We start from the raw sequence: 20,513 nt of genomic DNA on the forward strand, positions 1-20,513 counted from the left end.
GCGTGGGCTGACCGAGCATGCCGCGTCGCCTGATCCCGCGGCCTAGGAGCCTGGACCAGCAGATCGGTCTGGCTCAGCGTGCCGGCCTCGAGTCTGAGACCGGTCAACCAGGCCGCGATCATTCGGGGACCCGCAGTGATCCTGTCGTGGACAGAGATCTGCCTCCTTCCGGCGCGCGCTCTTCTGATCTCATTCAGATCTCCGGGTTCATCGGCTGACACTGGGCGATTCATGGCTGCACGAGCGAGTGGCGGTTTTGTCACCGATCACCACCAGACTGATCTACCTCATGATCACGGAGGTAGGCATCCAGCGCCTCGACGCGATAGAAGACCTTGCGTCCAATGCGTCCGAACGGAGGGCCTTCGCCGCGGTGACGCCATTGGGCCAGCGTCCCTTCTGTCGTGTCGATGTAGGCGGCGGCATTCTTCGACGACAGGGCTCCGCGCCGCCTCATAGCCGGTTCCAAAGATGCTGGCATCGCGTGACTCCTCTTGGCCGTTGTCTAGGTGGCTGGATCTGTTGGAGGGACACCTCGTCGGGCTCCTCAGACCACCGCGATCGGCGAATTCTTAGTTGCACGATCGGTCCCCAACACACCCTTGCGTGAGATGGGCTGTGCGGTGATCGACTCGCTTGGCAGTCAACAGAACTGTCATCGATACTACGCTTGAATCATTACAAGTCAATCCGAATGATCCGCCGAATGATTCCTAATCATCAGTCAGCAATCTTACCCACGGGACACAGCGCTCACGTTCGGGACCTACGGCAGGAGCCCAGTCAAACCGTTACGCCGACGCCGTTGAGTACGCCAATGGACCGACACCCGGGGCTTCACCAGGTCTCTAGTGCGTGCCCATTAGGCCTACGAGGAAGCCTTGGCCTGCTTGCAGAACGACCTGGCCTACTCCTGGCCCATCGCTGGTCCTATCGATGGCGCTGTCCCACCCACGTCAGCACCCAGCGCGCGACACAGCTCGCGACCTGGTCCGATGAAGGGCGGCACGATCGTCAGGCAGAGACCCAGTCAGAGGCAGCAGAGACCACGACAAAGACCACGACCAGACCAGGAATTGGGAAGCCCGGCCGCTCCCAAGGGGCACCCCACCCGCCGTCAAGAAAGCGGACTGATGCCCATGCCACCGGACCCCGGACCTACGCCATTCCAAACGCTAGGTTCCAGTGGTTATAAAACTGCGTTTCGTCCCGCCTCAGGGTCGCGGCACCTAGCGGCCGTCAGCCTCACGCGGCCAACTGAGGCTCTGAACTAGGCGCGTGAGCCGGCCGATCGTCTGCCGTGACTGTTCCCACTGATGTAGTTCCGCGGCGAGTTCAGCCAGGTACTGCTGCTTCAGCGCATCGTTCTCCTCGACGCTCTGCTCAGACAGAAGCGCGGCGAGTGGAACATTGAGCACCGTGGCGATGGCAACGGCTTCGTCGAGCTGAATAGCCCTGGTTTGCTGCTCGATGCGTGTCACCGCGGTCTGATAGATCGTGATCCCCAGCTCTTCGGACATCCCCTTGGCGAGTTTCTCCTGACTCATCCGTTGCCTTTCGCGCTCCTCCCGCGCACGGCGGGCGAAGGTATCGGAGGGCAAGGTCGTCATAGGAGTCTTCCGGCTTCGGTAGGGACGCGGCGCGTCATGGGTCGTACGCACGGTACCGAATCAGGCCCGTAGCGACCACACCATCCATCCACACACACGGACACAGTTCGCCTCATATTCGTGCCGAAGCGAGCCCACCACGCCATCGACTCACCTCAGTGAATCTGCCACAACCTTTACGCAGGACCCGACGAGGCAAGCCCCTAGCGGATGTTCTAGCCCGAACCAGAGTCCGGCTCCGCCACCCCCCAAACCCTCAAAGACTCCGACTCATGGCCGAATCATTCAAAATATGATTCAATAGTCATTCGCCAGATCAGTCGGTGGGCTATCGATACGGTCCGTGCCGGGGCCCTCAGGCGCCTGGCTCACTGATCGAGACACGAGGGGAAGCATGGTGAATCGGATCTGCGAGACGGCCGTGGTGGCGCTTACTCAGGCGCAGATGTCGTTGCCTGATGCGGCATGGGACGTCAAGTCCTTTCTGGAGAACGCAAAGACCTACCTACAAACCATCGGCGGCCTGGCACTCATGCTGGGCGGCGCAGCGGGACTGGTCTGGGGCGGGTTCCGCCTTCTGCAGAAGCTGATGGGTGGTCAGCAGCACGGTCAGGGTGACGGCTGGGGGCGGATCGCAGCTCTGATTCTTGTTGGCGGTGCGCTCGGCACTGGTGGCTGGTCGCTCATCAGCGCAGTGGGATCGGGCGGTCAAACCACGATCGAGGATCTCGGCGGCGGCACGATCATCGTCGCACCAGGCCCGCTCGAGGGCAGATAGCCGGCGGCCGGCAGCTCCAGCACGACTCCGACCAACGGCATGGGACTGGCATGAGCATCAACGACAGGTTCGCGGAGTTCACCAAGGCATTCAGGCTCGACTCTCACCACGCTATCGAGCGTTTCGGGCTGTTCGTGGGTGCGCTCACGCTCATTGGTGCGTTCGTCTTAATCGCTTCAGGTGTCTCGGCGCTGATGGCGGGACGCGACACACTCGCTCAGACCGGCTTGTGGACTCCGAAGTTCACGACATCGAAGACCCAGCTCAGCGGCGTCGTTGACGGCATCTACACCGACAGTCAGAAGACCAAGGTGCTCGTGATGATGCACTTCGACGACCGGGCGAAGATCTCCTACAACGCCACCGACTATCGAGCGTTCTTGCTGGGATCCGACGAGGAACTCAAGTCTGAGCGGCTCCGGACCCCAGGCATCACCGGCTCCTTCTACGTCTTCGGGGCAACCGGGTATGTCGGCGTCGTGCTCGAAGCTGAGCAGTCGTTCGCGCCACAGGTCCTCAACCTGACGATCCGGGCCAATGCTGAACTGTCGTTCAGCAACACCGCAACTGATCGTGCGAACAGTGAAGAAGCGACCGGCGACAAGTCGTTCGCCAAGTACGACCAGTGGCGGGTGTTCGTCAATCCTGGGGCCTCGGGCTCCGCGAAGATCGACGCGCTGGACGCGGCGGTGTTCGATCCCGCTCGCGCCTACTACGAGGTTGCCCTCAAGTCCCAGGAGGACCAGGCACACGACGAGCTGGACGAGAAGCTCGGCGAGATGCGCACGAACCTGACCCAGATCAGCTCCTACAGCAAGGATCTGGCCACGACGAAAGTGGACGGCCTCTTTCTGCGTCAACCGGTTATCCCGGCAATCATCGCCGGAGATCGCGTCACGGGTGAAACGAAGGTTGAGTCGAAGACCGGCGAAGCGACGCTCGCGCTACACACCAGCAAGGTCGTACCGGGCGGGTTCGAGTTCGACTGGCGCTCGGGCAACGTCGGCGACGGCTATCTCGATCAGCTGGTGCCGAAGGGCGAGAGCTACGTCGAGTTTCTCCAGAAGAAGACTTCGGAGAGCTCGGATGCGAACAGCATTTCCGGCGGGATCGGCGACATCGAGTGGGTCTTGTCGAACGGGAAGAACCTGGCCACCGACTACCGGACCTCGGACATCACGCTGCGTCCGCTGGCGACGGTGATGAACAACCTGTCGCAGGCCTACCAGGACTACTACGCCAACAAGTCCACGTACCAGTCAGACCTACTGCTTGACCTGCTCAAGCTCGAGGTCGACCTGCGTGACGTGCGGTCCAACACCACGATCCACACCGGCGAGGCCTTCCTCGTCACCTACTACTGACGCTCCGGCTATGCCGCACGACGGGATGTTCGGTCATTCGACCGATCGAGCGTCCTGATCGAGATGAGAAAGAGGAAGACATGGGGGACGACCAGCCGAAAGCCCGGGACACCACGAAGACCACCGCGATCACGGCCGAGCCGAACAGGGTCGACTCGCACCGTGCATCCGAGGTAGACGCCGCCGCGAGGGCGTCGGTCGATGCCGGCGACCGCGGCGCAGGTGACAGCGGGCCTGCCGAGTACCCATCCTCTGCCGCGAGCAAGTCCAGGGACATCACGCGAGCAGCGGCGGGAGCTGCCGCCGAGGCCGCGGTCGATGGTGCGGTCGGTGACCGGCTTTCGGCCGGCAAGAAGCGGCTCCTGGCTGCCGCTGCCCGTGGCGCCGCCGAGGGCGCGGTGCTGGGTGGCGGCGCCGGCGCAGGGGCCAGCGGCGCTAAGGAGGCCGGTCGTGAGGCTTCCCGGCAGGCTCGGGCAAAAGGTGGGCAGACCAGCGACCCGAAGACGAGTGACGGATTCAAAGGAGGCCAGGAACGTTCCGCGTCACCACTGTCCGACGAGCAGGAGGCTGGAAAGACTCTCGGAGCCGGCGGAACGAGCTATGAGCGCGGGCAGCACACCGGTGATACCCCTGACGGCGGTGCCAGGCAAGGACCGGGTGAACCTGCCGCGGGCAACCGCGCCAAAAGCACCGCCCTGGCGGCAGGAACGTCCGCGACCCCGCCGGCGGCACTGTCCGCGCTGCTCATTCTCTTCCTGAACTGGCTCAAGTCGTTCTTCTTCGCCGTGCTCGCGCAGGCACTGTCATTCCTGCAGGTGGTTCTGCAGTGGCTCATCGGTGCTGGCACAGCGGCGTGGAACCTCGCCACGAAGCCGTTCTTGGCGGCCGGGGCCACAGTGGCAAAGGTGGCCGCTGCCCTGTCCGGCGGCGCAGTCATCTCAACGACGGCCGCAGCCGCAGGCGTCGCGGCCGTATCCGGCGTGAGCGTGCTCGCGTTCATCGGTGGCCTTCTCGGCATCTTCAGCACGACGTTGACCGTGCACGACGGCGCCGTCACCACGGGCTGCGAGACGGCCGGCAGCAACGCGCTTCCCGTCGACAGCAACGAGCCGGTCGACGCGACGGCCGACAAGAACGCCCGGGCCGTCTACTCGGTCCTGAAGACCTGGGGCATGCCGGACGAGAACATCGCCGGCATCCTCGGCAACTGGACCCAGGAATCCGGAATCGACCCGACCAGCGTGCAGAACTTCCCCGCCGGGACCTACGTCATGACCGACAAGAAGAAGACCGCTGCACAGAACACCGACAACGGGATCGGACTGGGCCAGTGGACCTTCGGGCGCAACACGCTGCTGCGCAACTACGCGGTCGTCAAGGGCACCGACTGGTGGCAGCTCGTTCTACAGCTTCGCTTCATGGCCGACTCGAACGGCGGTGACAATCCTGGAGACGTTCAGGTCTTCAAGGGCATGCTCACCACCTCGCAGGGCAGCCCTGGACGGGCCGCGGTGTACTTCCACGAGAACTGGGAACGGTCGGCCGACGGTTCTGCCGGGATCGCTGCTCGCAGCGCGAAGGCCGAGATGTGGTTCGCGAAGATGAGTGGCTGGACGGTCGACCAAGGGCTGGTCCGCCAGACCGTCGGTGACTTCATCGACGGAGGCAGTCAGATCATCGACCTCCTGCTCCAACCCGCGACCTGCGTCAACGGGAACGCCGCCGGGCCTGTCTCGCCGAAGAGCGGCGGCATGTCCCAAGACGAGGCGAAGGCACTCGTCGACCTCTTCAACCAAGAAGGCGACAAGTTCCTCGACAGCCGCTACGGCGACCAAGGTGGTCCCGGGTCGTGTGGCAGCAACCACGCCATGAACTGCACGAGCTTCAGTACCTACTTCGTGAACAAGTACACGTCATTCCAGGCCTACCCCGCAGGAGACGGCATCCGGACGGCATATTCGATCGCGGAACAGACCGGTAAGAAGGTGCAGTCGACGCCGGTGCCGTACTCGGTCGGGTCCGGACCAAGTTCGACGTCATGGGGGCACACTCTCGTGGTACTCGGCGTCGAGGGCGACAAGGTCATGGTGGGCGAGGCGGGATATTGCGCTTACATGGGCCGAGTGCGCGTCGACAGCGCCGCAGCAATGGCAGCTGAGGGCTGGATGTTCGTGGACGTCTCGGATCTGATGCTTCCCGCTGACCGGGTCAAGACGCCATGACGCCGGCAGACGATGTGCCCACAGCGGCGAAGGCCGGGAACGGCAAACTGACCGGCGCCGATCTGGAGAAACAGTTCACCAACTGGTCGGTCCGGCGACGGGATCGCCGGACCGAGCGGGCCGCTGCGCGCACGCCCGAGATCCGGGCACAGGCCGCGCGGAGCGGCATCGCTGTGATGCTAGGGCTGGCCCTGGCGGCGACTGCGGTTGTCAGCGCCGTCTCCAGGACGGCCTACGAACATCAGGCTGCGGCCAACGCGGCGCGGATCGACGCCCTCCAGAACCAAACGCCTGGTACGGCGACCGCGCCAGCATCACCGGTCAAGCCGGTCGATGCCACGGCGCTCGCTACGCTCAGTGCGCGAGCGTCGCAGGCCGCGAGGGAGGTGGCGGACAAGCAGCAGGACTATGCCGTCCTCTTCCGTGCCGTCAACAACGCACCCAGCGCGGGCAACGGCAGCCCGAGCGAAACTGTCCTGAAGACCGTCAGCCACCGCAAAGCCCTGGCACGGTACTGGGACCCGAAGTCATTTGTCGTCGAAGACTCACTGGCCTACGCGTTCACGACCACGCCGTACTTCGGCCGGGACGAAATTGACCCGCGCTTTCCCTGGTACGTCCGCTACGACGGGCTGAAGGTGTCGGACCCGCGGTCGTACAGCTGGACAGTCGAGTCGGTGATGCCGACGATCGACGCACCGGGAACGGCACGGGTGGTGTGGGTGAACAGGAATCTTCACGCAACCGTGCTTGCGTGGGCCAGCGCCGTCTACACCGACTCGACGCGGGTCTTCAGCCGGCTCGATCTTGTCGTCACAGCCGCGGGTGGGCCGCACCAGTACGCCAGGAGCAACGCAGAGGCCGACAAGTCCCCCGAGCTTGGCCAGGGCATGGTGCACAAGCCATGACGGAGAGGACCACCGCGAGATTTAGGGCAAGGAACCGCTGGATTGTGCTGCTGGGTTGTCTGGTGACCATCGGACTGACGCTGGCGAGCGCGAGCGCCACTGCGCGCTCGACGGCCCTTGCAGCACAGAAGACTCAGATCGAGTCCCTCGAAGCCCGTAACTCGCGCGAGGCTCAGAGGAACGCCGAGACCTCCGAGAAGACCGGCCTGGAAGGACTCGGGATCAGTGCGTCCCGGGTCAAGGCCGATTCGGCGACGATCGGGCAGTTGCTCTCTATCGCGTTCACCTGGGACTCCGGCGACGCGTACGAGATCGCACGGACAGAACTCCAGGACCGATTCGATCTCTCCGAGAAGGACGCCTTCTTCCGGACATTCATGCCACCGTCGCGGTTCAATCGCGACGCCGACGGTAAGCGCTACTACTACATCGACGCGGTCGGCCTGAACTCCGCGCTCGGCCGCAACACCGACACCGAGGTCGTCGCGGTCACCGGCACCCGGTATCGCTACGCGGTCATGGCCGACGTCGTCTTGACCATCGACGGATCGGCGAGCATCAACCAGCCGCAACCGGCCGTCCCGCGGCCTACGGCGACCCGGCGGGTCCTTGTCTACGTCACCCTCGACGCCCGCGGGAGGCTCTCGGAGCTGGCGGCCATCGCTGCGTCGGGCTCAACCCGTACATCCCGCTGACCTGGCAGGCCCTACTCCGTTGTCTAGCGGCGCCCTCGACATGACATCCACCCATGCAGACGAAGGAAAGAGACGATGACGACGACAGACGGTGCACGGCCAGCTCAACGCAGGACGCGGACTGCAACCGTCCCGCCAGCGCGGACGAGCGAGACCACCCGAGCGGCCCTCGTGTCGCGCTGGGCACGAATCACGACCGGCACCCCAGTCCTCGTGTGGGTGATCACCATCCGGCTCGCCACAGTGTTCATCGACTACCTGCTCATCCTCACGACGGCGCTCAGCATCATCCCGGCACTCGGCGCGTACCTGCATCAACAATCCGGCGCGTCACTGGGCACCCCGACGGCAAATGGCGCGATCGCGCTGTGGCTGGTGCCGTTCCTGTTCGTGGTAGTCATGCTCGCCGTCGCACAAATCGCCTTCATGCGCTGGCTCTGGCGGACCGGCAGCACCCGCATCGCGAAGATCAAGCACGATCGGCCGAGCCGGCCGGAGCACCAGGAACCGAAGCCCAGCAAGACGGAGCCGCTGAGATGAAGATCGCCGGAATCCCCATGAACGACATCTGGGCACATCGCGTCCTGCGCGATCGCGGCGTGGAGACCACCCGGACAGAGAACAACCGCGCGGAGATCGTGGTGTACGTCGAATCGATCGAGCTCGGGCACCACAGCGCCGCAATGAACTACCGGCCCTACCTGCATCTCAACGGCGAGCTGCGCTCGGTGCGCCCACACCAGCAACTGCCCTACAGCGTCGATGAGGTCGCCTACCCCGCCGGCGGCGGCGAGACGGTCGACATCTACTACGAGTTCGATGAAGAGCAGCTCACAGAGCTAACCCAGAAGGGATACTTCTCCCCCGGGTTCACCCTGCCCGAACAGGTGACGGGCATCGAATGGGAGCTGCCAGCCACGATCGACGCGCTCGTACTCGCACCGGCAGGAAACCCCGAGGCCGGTAACGCCGACGCCCCCGACGTTCCTGTGGTGTTCGTCCAGGTCCACGACCTCGGGAGCCTCGACATCGACCTGGAGTCCTCGGGGTACGACCTCACCGAGTACTTCGCTGACCGCAGCGCCAGCACCGCTCAGCCGCCCGAACAACGAGACACCGCTGCGGGCGGAATGAGGACCAGTTCCGACACGATCCGCCCGCTGTTCCACGAGTCCGACTTCGACCCGACTCAGGCGACTGTGACCCGGCAGACACCTGCGGAACAACGCATGCCCGCGACGAAGAAAATGGCGCAACAGCTGGAGGAAGCCGCCGCCACCTTGAACAGCGAGGAAGAACGACTTCGCCGGCAGCGTGAAGCACAGGCCGGTACCTCCGAGAACCTCTACCGTTCCCGCATCGCCGCCACTTTGACGGACCGGGCTCCTGCGACAGGCGGCAACGAAGACCCCCAGCCTGCGCCAGGACGCACCCTGACAGATCTGTCCGGTGACGAGAACGACGAACCCGGAATCGCGCCGGTGCACATCGCGGGTCCCGCTGAGGCCAAACGGCTGGAAGCACTCAAGCAACAAGTGACCCAGCACGCCGCCGGCCTCGATCCGGGCGAACCCGACCCGACCACAGAACAGCAGCTCTGACACAAACGCCGACCAAACGACGGTGGCACCCGAGCACGCCCGGAGGTTGTGAGCGATCAGAAATATGGGGGCGTCATGGGACTGAAGCAAGAAGTGGTCATCGTCAACGAGTTCTCGATCAAGACCCGCGACGGCGCAGGATCTCGAGGCGCGACGCCGGGCAGCTACGTCGAGCGCTACATGGCCCGCCCACAGGCCACCGAGTCATTGGCCCCGGTGCAGCGTCTGCGCACCGACGACTTCATCGTGCGCTACATGGCCCGGGCCTCAGCCGTCGAGCGGGCCGGATCCCGCGCCGAAGCCAAACGGGCGATGCGCCAGGCGCAAGGCAACGGCGGCGTCGCGTTCGGCTATGGCTCGGTGTCCTTGTCCGACGAGCAGCTACATGCGGCCAGCAAGGACATCCAGCACTACTTCGACGCCGGGCACACGGTCCTCAAAACAGTGCTCTCGTTCGACGAGACCTACCTGAAGAAGAACAGGATCGTCGATCAGGACTTCCACTGCGAGGCCCGCGGCGACTACCGGGGCCACATCGATCAGATGAAGCTGCGGATGGCAATCATGCGAGGACTGGAGGCCATGAGTTCAGGAAGCAGCGGCTTCGACGACCTGCGCTACGTCGGGGTCATCCAAGTCGACACCGAACACGTGCACTGTCATCTGGCAATGGTCGACGCCGGCACCGGAACCGTCACGCCGAACGGCACCCAGCGCGGCAAACTGCTGGACCGGCACAAGTCCAGGCTGCGCCGCGGCATCGACGCCTGGCTGGACGAGAAACAGGTGGTCGCACACCTGTCGAGTGCTGTCGGCTATGAACGGCGCAACGTGACTACGTTCATCAAACGCTGGGCCCACGACCGGATGCGCGACGACGCCCTGCCACAATTCCTGATCGCGTGCCTGCCGCAGGACCGCCGCCTGTGGCGTGCCGGCAGCAACGACCGCCGGATGCGCAAGGCCAACCAGCTGGCCACCGAACTCGTCACCGAGCAGCTCGAACGACCCGGGTCCCCGATGCCTGCCGCGATGGAGCGCATCGTCGAATACGCGAACGAACGCCGCGCGAAAGAATCCCTGACTCCCGCCGAGTGGCAGCAGATCGTGGATCGCGGCCGCACACGAATCGTCGAGCGAGCAGTCAACGGGGTCTACCAGCTCGTGCGGTCGCTGCCGGCCGACGAACTCAGCATCCGGACACCGATGCTCGATGTGATGGGCATGGACCTCGAGCAGATCGCCGCGCTGCCCCGCAACCACAGCGGCAACGTCAGCGCCGACGGGACCGACCTCGTGTCGTTCGCCTTCCGGCTGCGCAGTTACAGCTCACGACTGCAGCACCACAAGAAACACGCCACCGCCTACCACGACCTGACCGGGCAATGGTCAAAGGCCGAGGCAGCCGGAGTTGCAGCCCAGGCATCACGGCCGCTCTACGACTTCTATCGCTTCGAGCTGGAGTATCACCGACAGCTCATGGCCAAGTATCAGCACTTTCTGCCTTTCGCCGCTGACTCCGGCGCCTGGTACGAGCGGCACCGGCAACTGTCCGACTACGGCCGGCGGCTGCTGTCGCTGATCAGTCTGCGCGCGGACGCATCGCTGCAACGGATGCACGACGCCCAGGAGGCCGAACGGGTCGGGCGCGAGATCTACGGACAGCCCGGCGGGCGTCTGCTCACCACTGGGACCGCCGGCCGAACAATTCTGGACCACCGGATCCTGACGATGCGACGCTCGTACGACCAGCAGTTGGACGATCTGCGCACCGACCTGTACGGATCAGGATTGGTGCTGGCCACCATCCGCACCGCGGATGGCTCGGACAGCGTTGAGGTCCGGCGAGGAGTGGACTTCGAGTTCGACGAGGTCAAAGGCCTCGACCTGCACCACCTGGGCTACGACTTCTTCTCCGACATCACGATCGGTGCCCGGACCACACAGACGTTCGTCACCGTTGCTGAACTGCGCCGGAAGTCCCTGCTCGCGGCCATGACCTATCTGCACGACTCCGGGCAGTCCAGGGCGATCACGGACCTCCCGATCGACGACATCGCCGCCATGACCAAGCTCGCCTCGACACTGGCACGCTCGAGGGATCCGTCCGGCCGCGGAGTCCTTCCGAGCCGGTTCACGCAGCTCCGCACCCAGCCAGAGCACCGGCGCCGTCACCCGACCTCTGCACTCGACGCCGCACTCGTAGTCCGCCTTCGAAACCAGATCGATCAAGCCGCGCTCACGGCCAGTACCCGCACCGAGTCCGAGACGTCACATGCCCCCGGACCCGAACCGAACCGGGACCCCGCAACCACACAGGCGAACATCGCCACTGATCGAATCATTCTTGAATGATTAGAGAGTCTTGCTTGAATCATTCATTCGGATTACTCTATGAATGATTCGCAAGCCGGGTCGAGTGCCCGCGGCGGACGTTGCCGATCCAGACCAGCCCGTGATCGGGCCGGGCCGAAGACAAGGAGAAGAGATCATGGCAATGCTCAAAGGCAAGGGTGCGATGACCAGCGTCAACCTGCTGGCCAAGACGTTCAACAACAACGTGACCAAGGACGGGCGGACCCGCTACCTCGACGTCCAGATCGACCATCGCGACCCACGCGGACCGAGCCAGACCAACCTCCACCTGGTCTCCCAGCGCACGGACGACGGCCTCTACAACAACGGAGCGCCGTACTCGAAGGGCCAGTTCGACAAGATCGTCGACGCCGCTGGCCCCAACTCCGAGCCGATCCTCAAGGACGGTCAGGAAACCGGGCGTATCTACGCGATCAAGGCGAACGTGATGCCGGCCTCCAAGGGGAGCGGGCTCGTACTCAACTCCGAAACGCTCACCCAGTCGGACTTCAAGATCGACGCCGCGACGATGGACGGCCAGTACGCCTCGATGAAGGCGGCAAGGGAAGCCGGCGGCAAGGCCGCCGCGCAACAGGATGCCGGCACGCCTGCGACCGCAGCGCAGGCCACCGCCGAGCACGGGGATGTGCCGCTGTTCGAAGACACCGCACAGCCAGCGTCCACCGAAGAGCTCGCGGTCGGCTAGCAAGATCGCACTCACCCGCCGGTCCGCCAGCAGGGTGGATTCATACGGTCCTCGAGACACCTCGCCGGAGGAGTCGCGGGGACCGTGTCATGACCGCAGTTTGGGAGAAGCTGACGATGTTTGACGACGACCGACTGAACACCGCTTATCTGGCGCTTGGCCGCCTGTCCAGCCCGCTGGGGGCGCCTGAGCGCGAACTGGTGGGTCGCGACTACGAGATGACCCAGCTCCTGTCGGCGATGCGCCGCGCCGAGCTGTGTAATGCGCTACTGCTGGCCCCTGCCGGTTCAGGTAAGACCGTGCTGGTGCAGGGCGTGGGTCAGGTGGACACCGAGCGGCTGTACCTCGAGGTCGACCCGGCACGAATGATCGCCGAGGCCGGCAGTTCCGATCAGATGGCCGCCTTACTCAAAGCGCTGTTCGACGACGCTGAGCGCTTCGCCGCTGATGAGCGGCGTGAGCTGGTGCTGTTCATCGACGAATTCCACCAGATAGTCCAGCTTTCGTCCGCCGCGGTCGAGGCGATCAAACCGGTACTGGCAGCCTCAGGAGCCCGGGGTATCCGGGTGATCGCGGCGACGACCTACGAGGAGTTTCACCGGTACATCGCACCCAACCAGCCGCTGGTGGAGCGTTTACAGCGGATCAATCTCGCCCCTCCGGACGAACAGACGACCGTGCAGATCCTCGTGGGTATGGCCGAGCACTACGGTGTCGCGGACCAGTTCCATGACGATCACCTCTTCCGGCTGATCTACGACTACACACAGCGGTACCTGCCGGCCAGCTCGCAGCCACGCAAGTCCATCTTGGTGCTCGACTCGATGGTCGGCTGGCATCGGCACACACATCGGGCCATCGATCGGGACCTCCTCGCGGAGGTGCTGATGGAGTCGGCGAACGTGAATGTGGCCTTCCGGGTGGACGGCGCCACGATCAAGCAGCAGTTGGACCAGAGGGTCTACAGCCAGGACCTCGCGACGTCGGTCGTCGCGCGCAGGCTGCAGCTGTGTGTCGCGGACCTCAACGATCCATCGCGCCCCATGGCGTCCATGCTGTTCGCCGGAAGCACCGGTGTCGGCAAGACCGAGCTGACCAAGCAGCTCGCCAAGCTGCTGTTCGGAGATGATCAGCGCCACCTGATCCGGTTCGACATGACCGAGTTCGCTTCCGACGACACCTTCGGGCTGTTCCGATCAGAGTTGACCAAACGAGTGTGGGACCTGTCGCACGCCGTTCTTCTGTTCGACGAGATCGAGAAGGCCTCACCGATGGTCACGCGCCTGCTGCTCCAGGTCCTCGACGACGGCCGATTGTCCGATGACAACAACCGTGAGGTGTCGTTCCTCAACACCTACATCGTGCTCACGACGAACGTCGGAAACGAGATCTTCTCAACGATCGCGGACTACGAACCAGACGACACCGGCTCGGGCAAGAGGCTACGGGACTACGACAGGTTGCTGCGACGGTCGATCTCGACCACAGCAGGCGGCAATCGCTTCCCGCCCGAACTGCTCGGCCGCATCGACTCGATCGTCCCGTTCCAGCCGCTCTCGCCGGCAACTCAGCGAAAGATCGTCAAGGCCAAGTTGCGGAACCTGGTCCAGGAGGTCTTCGTCAAGCACAACGCACGGGTCGCTGTCGACGAGCGGGTCCTGCAGTACCTGGTGGACGACAAGGGCGAGTCCGACTCCGACGCCGGCGGCGCACGGACAGCCGTGGCGAAACTGACCGACGAGGTCAGTACCGAAGTGGCGCGATTCATCAACCAGCACCCGGCCGAACACCTGCTGCGAGTCGAGGTCGAGGGCGACCTGGTCAGCGACCACAAGGCGCTACTGACCTCGGACGCACACATCGCGGTCTCTGCCTTGCGATAGCCACCTCAATCAATCCCGCAATCTTTCCGAATCATAGATTGAATGATCCAGCAATGATATGTTCGGATGGTGCTGCACAGACCACCTGGTAGACGAGGCACGTCGCGACAGAGATCAAAGGGGGCCACTGGCATGAGCATCCTGACCGGACCCAAGCATGCCGTCGGGAGGAAAGAGCGGCCGAAGAAGCCGGATGAGCTGTTGTCGTCGGTCGTCCGGGAGACAGCAGCCCCTGCAGCAGTCGAGGTGCTCCGCGGCAACGAAGCGTTCGCCTTCCCCAGCGGCACGGCATGGGTCGTCCTGGTGCTTGCCGTCGAAAGCATCGGCGGCCTGAGCAGACGCCACGTCCGCGACGAGGCCAGGGGATCCATCATCGAGCTGATCGAGAACGACTCGATCAGTACGCTCGCGACCCGCGATCTGCTCGATGCGCAGACCTTCGGGATCATCCCCACGCCCGGGACGCTCGAGCGCATGGACGAGTACAGTCTCCTCACCGGCGCGGAATACACCTGGGCCGTGGCCTACCTGCACGGCGGCCAAGACCTCCGGGTCGACCTGGTGACGGCAACAACCTTCGCCCAGGCCCAGGCAATTTCGCAGGGGCGCATCGGGCTCGAAGACGCGATCGGCGCGGCGGCCTGGGCTCAGCACAGTGGCGAGCCGACGCCGGACGACGAGGTGGTCCAGCTGGCCGACGACGAGGACGACCCGCCGTACGATCAGGACCCAGCCTTCGGCCTCGGCTCGGACGACCAGCCGGACTTCTCGGTCATCGTCGACGACGAGGTCCCCGACCCTCAGGGCCTCGACGAGGCCGGGACCAGCGACGACCTGCTCGACGACCGGTCCGAGATCGAAGACGAGGCCGAGACGACAGACGGCGAAGATCACGCCGACGAACACTTCAGCCGGCCGGCCGGCGACCTCGTGAAGGCACCCGCGGCGAATCTGGCCGAGGTGCGCGGAATCCTGGCTCGCCGGTTCCTCAGTGACGACATCGACCTGCAGGTCACCCTGGACGAGTTCACGACATCGTTCGGCCTCGGACCCCTGCGTGTTCAGATCGAGGAACCGGCAGGGTCTACCTCGTGGCTCGGAGATCAGGTCGCGCAACTCGTTCGGCAGGCGAACGCCCAGTTGTCCAAGCTGCACGCGGACGGTCAGACCACGCTGCAGACGCACTTCGTCACACTTATGAGCCTGCACGCCGAGCAGGTGATGCGCGAAGTCTCCATCGATCTTGACGGCAGTATCTACCGCGAGTTGACGACCGGCGCGAAGGCCGAGTACCGACAAGAGCTCGCCGTCAAGGAGGAGACTTGCCGGCAGGCGCGGGCCGAAATCCAGCACTCCTTCGAGGAGGCCATAACCCGTATCGGTCAGCAGGCCGCGGCCCAGGCGGAGAGTCAGTACCGCGAGCGGCACAGGGCCCGGATCCAGCGTGAGCAGGTCGACGTGGTCGCGGCAATCGAGGCGAAGATCGAGAACGACTACGCCTACACCCAGCAGGAGATCCTCGGCCTGCGCCGCAAGGACGCGCAGCGGAAGATGGCCATCGGCATGACCCGGGTCTTCGAGGTGCTGGCCGAGCGTCAGGAAGAGAACCTGGCCGCTGAGCAGGCACTGCTGGTGCGCCTGACCGACGAGATCCAGCGCGTGGTTGACGAGAACCGCAAGAACGACATCAGCCGCGCCCACGTCCTGGCAACGGAGCAATCCACCCTGGACCGGATCGGCTTGCTGGAGCGCGAGAACACCGAGGAGATCGGCCGGCTGCGCGCGGCGCACGCGGACAAGCTGCAGCGGGCGGAAGACGAGTTCGAGCACGCGCGTCAGTCCGCGATCGAGCAACTGCAGGCCCGCGACGAGGAGTGGCTGCACTCTCTCAACCTGGAACGAGAAAAGACGACGTCGCAGACGAACCGCGTGAGCGACCTGCTCTCCCAGATGGACCACATGGCCGAGTCGTTCAACAAGCAGTACGCCGCGCGGATCACCGAACTGCAGGCCGACCGCCAGGCCTACATCTACGACCTCGAGCGCTCGAACGAGATGCAGTCCCGGTCCAACAACGCACTCATCGCGATGGCCGCCATCCTCGCCCTGCTCATGCTGGCCGGCGGATTTGTCATCGGCGCGGCCCTCACCTGACCGCAGCACAGGATCTCGACGGGGTGCAGACAGTCACGTAGGCGGCGGCGCCCGGCTCGGGTCCGCCGTCGTCGCCTTTGCGGCACCAGATTCACGAAGGAGCAGACCATGGCGCGAGGGAAACGGAAAGCATCGCGACGGACGGCAAGCAGCTGGGACAAACTCTCGGCCCGAGACCCCGGCCAGACCCTGTCACATCGCAACGTGCACGAAGGGCAGCAACTCGACCGCGGCCGACGCCGGACCAAACGATCCAAAAGGCCCGGGGTCATGGCCGCGACCGCCATCGGCACGGTCGTCGCGGTCACAGTCTGGATCCTGTACTCGGTGATCGTCCTGGCAGCCTCGGCCGTGGGCACGATGCTGCCGGGCAGCGGCAGCGATGGCCAGGGCAGGAACTACTACCTCAAATCGACGCGCACCGTGGACGGCGGCGGCGTCGAACCGTGTTACCAACAGCTGGCCCAGAACGGGCAGCCCGACGGTAGGTGCTACCCGGATCTCGCCGAGGTTCCCGTGCCGCGGTGGTACCTCAGTCAGCAGCGCGAGGACGAGGCTCAACGCGGCGAGCCGGCCCCGTCGAGCAGCCTGGCAGAGCAGTTGTCGAACACGTCACCCCTGAAACTGATCGTGTCGCTGGGCGCCGGGTTCCTGAGCGGGATCGCGCTGGCTTCATGGGCATCGCGGCGGGTCGACGCAGCCAACCTCATGCACGACACCACCGACATCAATCAGTACGACAACGACCAGCACATCGCACCGCCCGAGCAGCTTCAGCGCACGTTCGACTGGTTCCCCGACGCCGGCGCGCACTCTGCGGTCCAGGTGTCGTCAATGATCAGCCACATGATGCTCCGCAGGAAGGGGCTCAAGAAGGTCGCCGTCCCCCGCCGTGCCGGCAACGACGTCCTGGACGACAACGGTGACGTCGTCTACTACGCCGGCGAGCCCCTCGACGACGAGAACGGCGAGCCGCTGATCGACGCACTGCCAATCATCGACGAACAGTTCGGCGACGACCTGTTCGAGACATCCGGGCTTCCGAACGACCGGCGTCTGCGGACCAAATACAACACAACGCCCATTCCCTACAACGCCGACGGCAAGAACCGCGACAAGCTCGGTCCGTACAAGACCGTCGCCGACCTGATCAACGACGACTGGGAACTACCCACCTACGAGGTCCAGCGTCCGGGCGGGGCCTACATCGTGGACACCGCGCCGGTGAACACGATGGTGCTGGCCATCACGCGAGCCGGCAAAGGCCAGACCTACATCGAGCCGATGCTGGACATGTGGTCGCGCGAGAAGCGTCCGTCCAACATGGTCATCAACGACCCCAAGGGCGAACTGCTCGTCAAGAACTACGTCCCGTTCGTCACACGCGGCTTCGAACCGGTGCAGTTCAATCTCATCAACGCCATGAAGACCGACATCTACAACCCGCTCGGCATGGCGGCCGATGCCGCGCGCGAAGGTGACTCGACCAAGTGCGCTCTGTACGTCGAGAACATCGCAGACGTCTTCTTTCCCGTCGACGGCGGCGAGGACCCCGTCTGGCCGAACGCAGCGAACAACGCCTTCAAACGCGCCGCCTACGGCCTCATCGACTTCTACCTCGAGGAGGAGCGCGAACTGCGCGAGCACGCCGCGGCCACGCGGATGGATCCCGAGACATTGGAAAGGCTGCTCGACGACATGTGGGGGCACGTCACCCTCTACAACTGCTATCAGCTCTTCGTTCAGCTCACGAGCAAGAAGCTTAAGAACCCAGAGGCCGAGCTGGAGAAGAAGGTCAAGGCAGGAGAGTTCGAGAACGACGAAGCCGGACTCGAGGCCGCCCGAGACGACGCCGAGCGCCAGGCGTTCCTGTGGGAGGGCAAGGCCGAACAGGACATGCTCACCCTCTACTTCAACGCGACCGAGGCCTTGCCGACCAACACGATGCGCACCCTCATCGGCAACGCCAACAACGCCCTGCGCGCGATGGCCGGCGCCGAGAAGATGCTCGCCTCGGTCTACGGGATCGCGATCACCGCCATGAGCTTCTTCACCGACCCGACAATCTCGACCCTCACCTCCGGCAGGCCATCGCAAAACACCGATCTCGGCGGCCTGTCGTTCCCTCGCCGGCTCGGCGTCAGGTTCTCCATGAACTTCCTCAAGCGGGACCACCTCATCGGCCAGCAGGCCATCTGGTCGGCCTACGCAGATCCGCGGTTCACCGAGGCACTGGGGCCGGATTTCGACCACTCCGACATCGTGTCGCGCGAAGGCTGGGCCCGGTACTACTTCAAAGGGAAGTTCCCCGCCGACGAGGCCTGGCTCAAGCTCGAACTGGTGAACCCGCAGTCGAAGATGCTCGTGCGCACCTTCTACCTTCACTTCAAGAAGAACTACCAGGTCTCCCTCAACGGCAGGCACTACGTCACCGAACCCGTCACCGGTCACAAGGTCGTCAAGAACGGCGTGATCCGTGAACTCCAACCCGTGCACGAACACGGCGATCCGGACGGCGCCATCACCGGATACCACCCGGCAGACACCCTCTACCCGCAGCACCGTCTCGACCTCACGGCATCCGGCGCCCCCGAAAAGGTCAGAGGGCAGGCACGGGCCATCACCCAGACCATGGTGCGCTACTCCGAGGCACCGAAAGCAGTGTTCCTGGTGACCCCACCACACCTGATGAAGTACGCGAAGCTGATCCTGATCCTGATCAAGCAGCTGGTCGACCTCAACTTCGACAAGTCCTACATGACCAAGAGCGACCAGAAGCCTCTCTACAAGACCCGGTTCATGCTCGACGAACTAGGCAACCTGCAATCCGACGGGAACGGAATCGCCGGCTTCGAGACGATGCTGTCCATCGGCCTGGGCCAAGAACAGCAATTCACCCTGATCCTGCAGACATTGCAGCAGCTGCGCGACGTCTACGGTGAAAGCGTCGACAAGATCGTCCAGGGAAACACCAGCAACATCGTGTTCCTCAAGTCGACCGACGACTCGATGCTCGAGACCCTGGAAAAGATGAGCGGCACCACGCACAAGTCCTACATCGACTCCAAGCAGATCAGCCAGGACCTGGACAAGATCGTGGGCGGCAGAACCGAAGGCCGGGTCTCCTACACGATGACCACCAAACAGGAGCCGCTGATCAAGTACAACGACATGGCGTTCATCTCCGATCGCAACTCGATCGTCTTCCGAGCCGGTGACGCACCGGTGTGGAACCGTAACGAGACGATCCTGCCGATGTCGTGGCGCCTGTTCAAGGACAAGATCATCCATCCAGGGCACAGCTACTCGCTGCAGACGATCCCGACGCTGAGTTCAGCCCTCGAATTCGACGTGCGAAGGAACCAGCCTGACTTCCGCAAGATGCTCGGCAAGCGGATGCAGCAGGCCATCCACTCCGGCGCCGCCAAGAGCGTCTACCAGGAAAGCTACGGCTACGCCGAGGTCGACGTCGCACGACTCGATCCAGACATCTACTCCGACGAAGTCATGGAGATCGTCCAGATGAGGCTCAACGTCGAGCAGGGACGCGACCCCCACGCGATCCCGGAGATCGACTCCGACGAGCTCGACGTCGCGATGATCTACGACGACGAGCAAGTCGTCGACAACATCGAGCTCGCCGCCGAAATCGCAGAACGCGGAGCAGCCGCCGAGGCCCGCGGCCGCCTCATCTACGCCGAGGGCACGATCAGCAAGGACATGCTGGTCAAGCCCGACGGCACCGCGCGGATCAAGAGCCTCGACCGTCAGCTGACCGAGGCATACAAGTCGGCTCTTGCTGAGCTGCACCAAGACCGCGACCACTTCTCGGTCGGCGGCGACAACGAACTGCGCAGCGCCGACGGCTCACACACCTACATCACACCAGTGCGATCCTCGGCCTTCGCCGAGGCCGTGCGCAAGCTCAACGGCGCGGCACTCGACAGCGAGTCGCGAGTCTATGCCGACGACGACCTGGGCCCAGACGACCTGCAGAAGCTCGCGACTGTCGACATCTCGGCGGACTTCTACCGATTCCTGGCTTCACTGCCGACCTGGGAACACCTGGCCGGCGGCGCGTTCGACCGGGCAATGGCCGTGGAGATGCTGCGCCACTGACGCCCACCTGCCCCGCGCCGAACCGTTCCGCAATCATTCACACGACTGAGTCTGGCCATCATTCGGAATGATCAGATAGTCTCTGTTGAATAATTGTAAGCCGATCACTCCGATGGAG

The 20,513-nt window shown here is 64.1% G+C and carries 14 protein-coding genes; 12 read left to right on the top strand and 2 right to left on the bottom strand.

What is annotated here, in order from left to right; genetic code table 11:
• Positions 1–259: 259 nt before the first annotated feature.
• On the bottom strand, positions 260–481 hold the full coding sequence (locus F1D05_RS42900; RefSeq protein ID WP_185446940.1) for a helix-turn-helix domain-containing protein: 222 nt from the start codon (positions 479–481) through the stop codon (positions 260–262).
• Positions 482–1,229: 748 nt separating this feature from the next.
• The gene (locus F1D05_RS09535) at positions 1,230–1,610 is read right to left on the bottom strand and encodes a helix-turn-helix domain-containing protein (protein ID WP_185446942.1); all 381 of its coding nucleotides are present in this window, start codon (positions 1,608–1,610) and stop codon (positions 1,230–1,232) included.
• 394 nt (positions 1,611–2,004) lie between these two features.
• On the opposite strand from F1D05_RS09535, the gene F1D05_RS09540 reads away from it, so the two are divergent.
• The 12 genes from F1D05_RS09540 (at position 2,005) to F1D05_RS09595 (ending at position 20,395) form a co-directional block, all read left to right on the top strand.
• On the top strand, positions 2,005–2,388 hold the full coding sequence (locus F1D05_RS09540; protein ID WP_246486561.1) for a hypothetical protein: 384 nt from the start codon (positions 2,005–2,007) through the stop codon (positions 2,386–2,388).
• 50 nt (positions 2,389–2,438) lie between these two features.
• Entirely contained in the window at positions 2,439–3,752 is a 1,314-nt protein-coding gene (locus F1D05_RS09545) for a hypothetical protein (protein WP_185446943.1), read from the top strand.
• Between the two features lie 80 nt (positions 3,753–3,832).
• Positions 3,833–5,974 carry a phage tail tip lysozyme gene (locus F1D05_RS09550; protein ID WP_185446945.1) on the top strand — a complete coding sequence of 714 codons (2,142 nt, stop codon included), beginning with the start codon at positions 3,833–3,835 and terminating at the stop codon, positions 5,972–5,974.
• Positions 5,971–6,882 (top strand): hypothetical protein, encoded by a 912-nt coding sequence (locus tag F1D05_RS09555; RefSeq protein ID WP_185446947.1) that lies wholly within the window; start codon positions 5,971–5,973, stop codon positions 6,880–6,882. Before F1D05_RS09550 ends, F1D05_RS09555 begins: the two co-directional genes overlap by 4 nt.
• 62 nt (positions 6,883–6,944) lie before the next feature.
• On the top strand, positions 6,945–7,577 hold the full coding sequence (locus tag F1D05_RS09560; RefSeq protein WP_185446949.1) for a hypothetical protein: 633 nt from the start codon (positions 6,945–6,947) through the stop codon (positions 7,575–7,577).
• 75 nt (positions 7,578–7,652) lie between these two features.
• Complete coding sequence (locus tag F1D05_RS09565) at positions 7,653–8,117, top strand: hypothetical protein (RefSeq protein ID WP_185446951.1); 465 nt, start codon at positions 7,653–7,655, stop codon at positions 8,115–8,117.
• Positions 8,114–9,178 carry a hypothetical protein gene (locus F1D05_RS09570; protein WP_185446953.1) on the top strand — a complete coding sequence of 355 codons (1,065 nt, stop codon included), beginning with the start codon at positions 8,114–8,116 and terminating at the stop codon, positions 9,176–9,178. Before F1D05_RS09565 ends, F1D05_RS09570 begins: the two co-directional genes overlap by 4 nt.
• 75 nt (positions 9,179–9,253) lie before the next feature.
• On the top strand, positions 9,254–11,533 hold the full coding sequence (gene mobL, locus F1D05_RS09575; protein WP_185446955.1) for a relaxase MobL: 2,280 nt from the start codon (positions 9,254–9,256) through the stop codon (positions 11,531–11,533).
• Positions 11,534–11,669: 136 nt separating this feature from the next.
• Positions 11,670–12,239, top strand: coding sequence for a hypothetical protein (locus F1D05_RS09580; protein WP_185446957.1), 570 nt, complete (start codon positions 11,670–11,672; stop codon positions 12,237–12,239).
• An 89-nt stretch (positions 12,240–12,328) separates the two neighbouring features.
• Entirely contained in the window at positions 12,329–14,122 is a 1,794-nt protein-coding gene (locus F1D05_RS09585; protein ID WP_246486562.1) for an AAA family ATPase, read from the top strand.
• A 132-nt stretch (positions 14,123–14,254) separates the two neighbouring features.
• Positions 14,255–16,276, top strand: coding sequence for a hypothetical protein (locus tag F1D05_RS09590; RefSeq protein ID WP_185446958.1), 2,022 nt, complete (start codon positions 14,255–14,257; stop codon positions 16,274–16,276).
• A 270-nt stretch (positions 16,277–16,546) separates the two neighbouring features.
• Positions 16,547–20,395: a type IV secretory system conjugative DNA transfer family protein gene (locus tag F1D05_RS09595; protein ID WP_246486563.1), complete on the top strand. Its 3,849-nt coding sequence runs from the start codon at positions 16,547–16,549 to the stop codon at positions 20,393–20,395.
• Positions 20,396–20,513 lie beyond the last annotated feature (118 nt).

Source organism: Kribbella qitaiheensis (genome assembly GCF_014217565.1).
Classification (GTDB): domain Bacteria; phylum Actinomycetota; class Actinomycetes; order Propionibacteriales; family Kribbellaceae; genus Kribbella; species Kribbella qitaiheensis_A.

Excerpts from the sequence above, each read along its gene's own strand:
- F1D05_RS42900 (WP_185446940.1), bottom strand. The coding sequence starts at position 481 with ATGCCAGCATCTTTGGAACCGGCTATGAGGCGGCGCGGAGCCCTGTCG.
- F1D05_RS09535 (WP_185446942.1), bottom strand. The coding sequence starts at position 1,610 with ATGACGACCTTGCCCTCCGATACCTTCGCCCGCCGTGCGCGGGAGGAG.
- F1D05_RS09540 (WP_246486561.1), top strand. The coding sequence starts at position 2,005 with ATGGTGAATCGGATCTGCGAGACGGCCGTGGTGGCGCTTACTCAGGCG.
- F1D05_RS09545 (WP_185446943.1), top strand. The coding sequence starts at position 2,439 with ATGAGCATCAACGACAGGTTCGCGGAGTTCACCAAGGCATTCAGGCTC.
- F1D05_RS09550 (WP_185446945.1), top strand. The coding sequence starts at position 3,833 with ATGGGGGACGACCAGCCGAAAGCCCGGGACACCACGAAGACCACCGCG.
- F1D05_RS09555 (WP_185446947.1), top strand. The coding sequence starts at position 5,971 with ATGACGCCGGCAGACGATGTGCCCACAGCGGCGAAGGCCGGGAACGGC.
- F1D05_RS09565 (WP_185446951.1), top strand. The coding sequence starts at position 7,653 with ATGACGACGACAGACGGTGCACGGCCAGCTCAACGCAGGACGCGGACT.
- F1D05_RS09570 (WP_185446953.1), top strand. The coding sequence starts at position 8,114 with ATGAAGATCGCCGGAATCCCCATGAACGACATCTGGGCACATCGCGTC.
- mobL (WP_185446955.1), top strand. The coding sequence starts at position 9,254 with ATGGGACTGAAGCAAGAAGTGGTCATCGTCAACGAGTTCTCGATCAAG.
- F1D05_RS09580 (WP_185446957.1), top strand. The coding sequence starts at position 11,670 with ATGGCAATGCTCAAAGGCAAGGGTGCGATGACCAGCGTCAACCTGCTG.
- F1D05_RS09585 (WP_246486562.1), top strand. The coding sequence starts at position 12,329 with ATGACCGCAGTTTGGGAGAAGCTGACGATGTTTGACGACGACCGACTG.
- F1D05_RS09590 (WP_185446958.1), top strand. The coding sequence starts at position 14,255 with ATGAGCATCCTGACCGGACCCAAGCATGCCGTCGGGAGGAAAGAGCGG.
- F1D05_RS09595 (WP_246486563.1), top strand. The coding sequence starts at position 16,547 with ATGGCCGCGACCGCCATCGGCACGGTCGTCGCGGTCACAGTCTGGATC.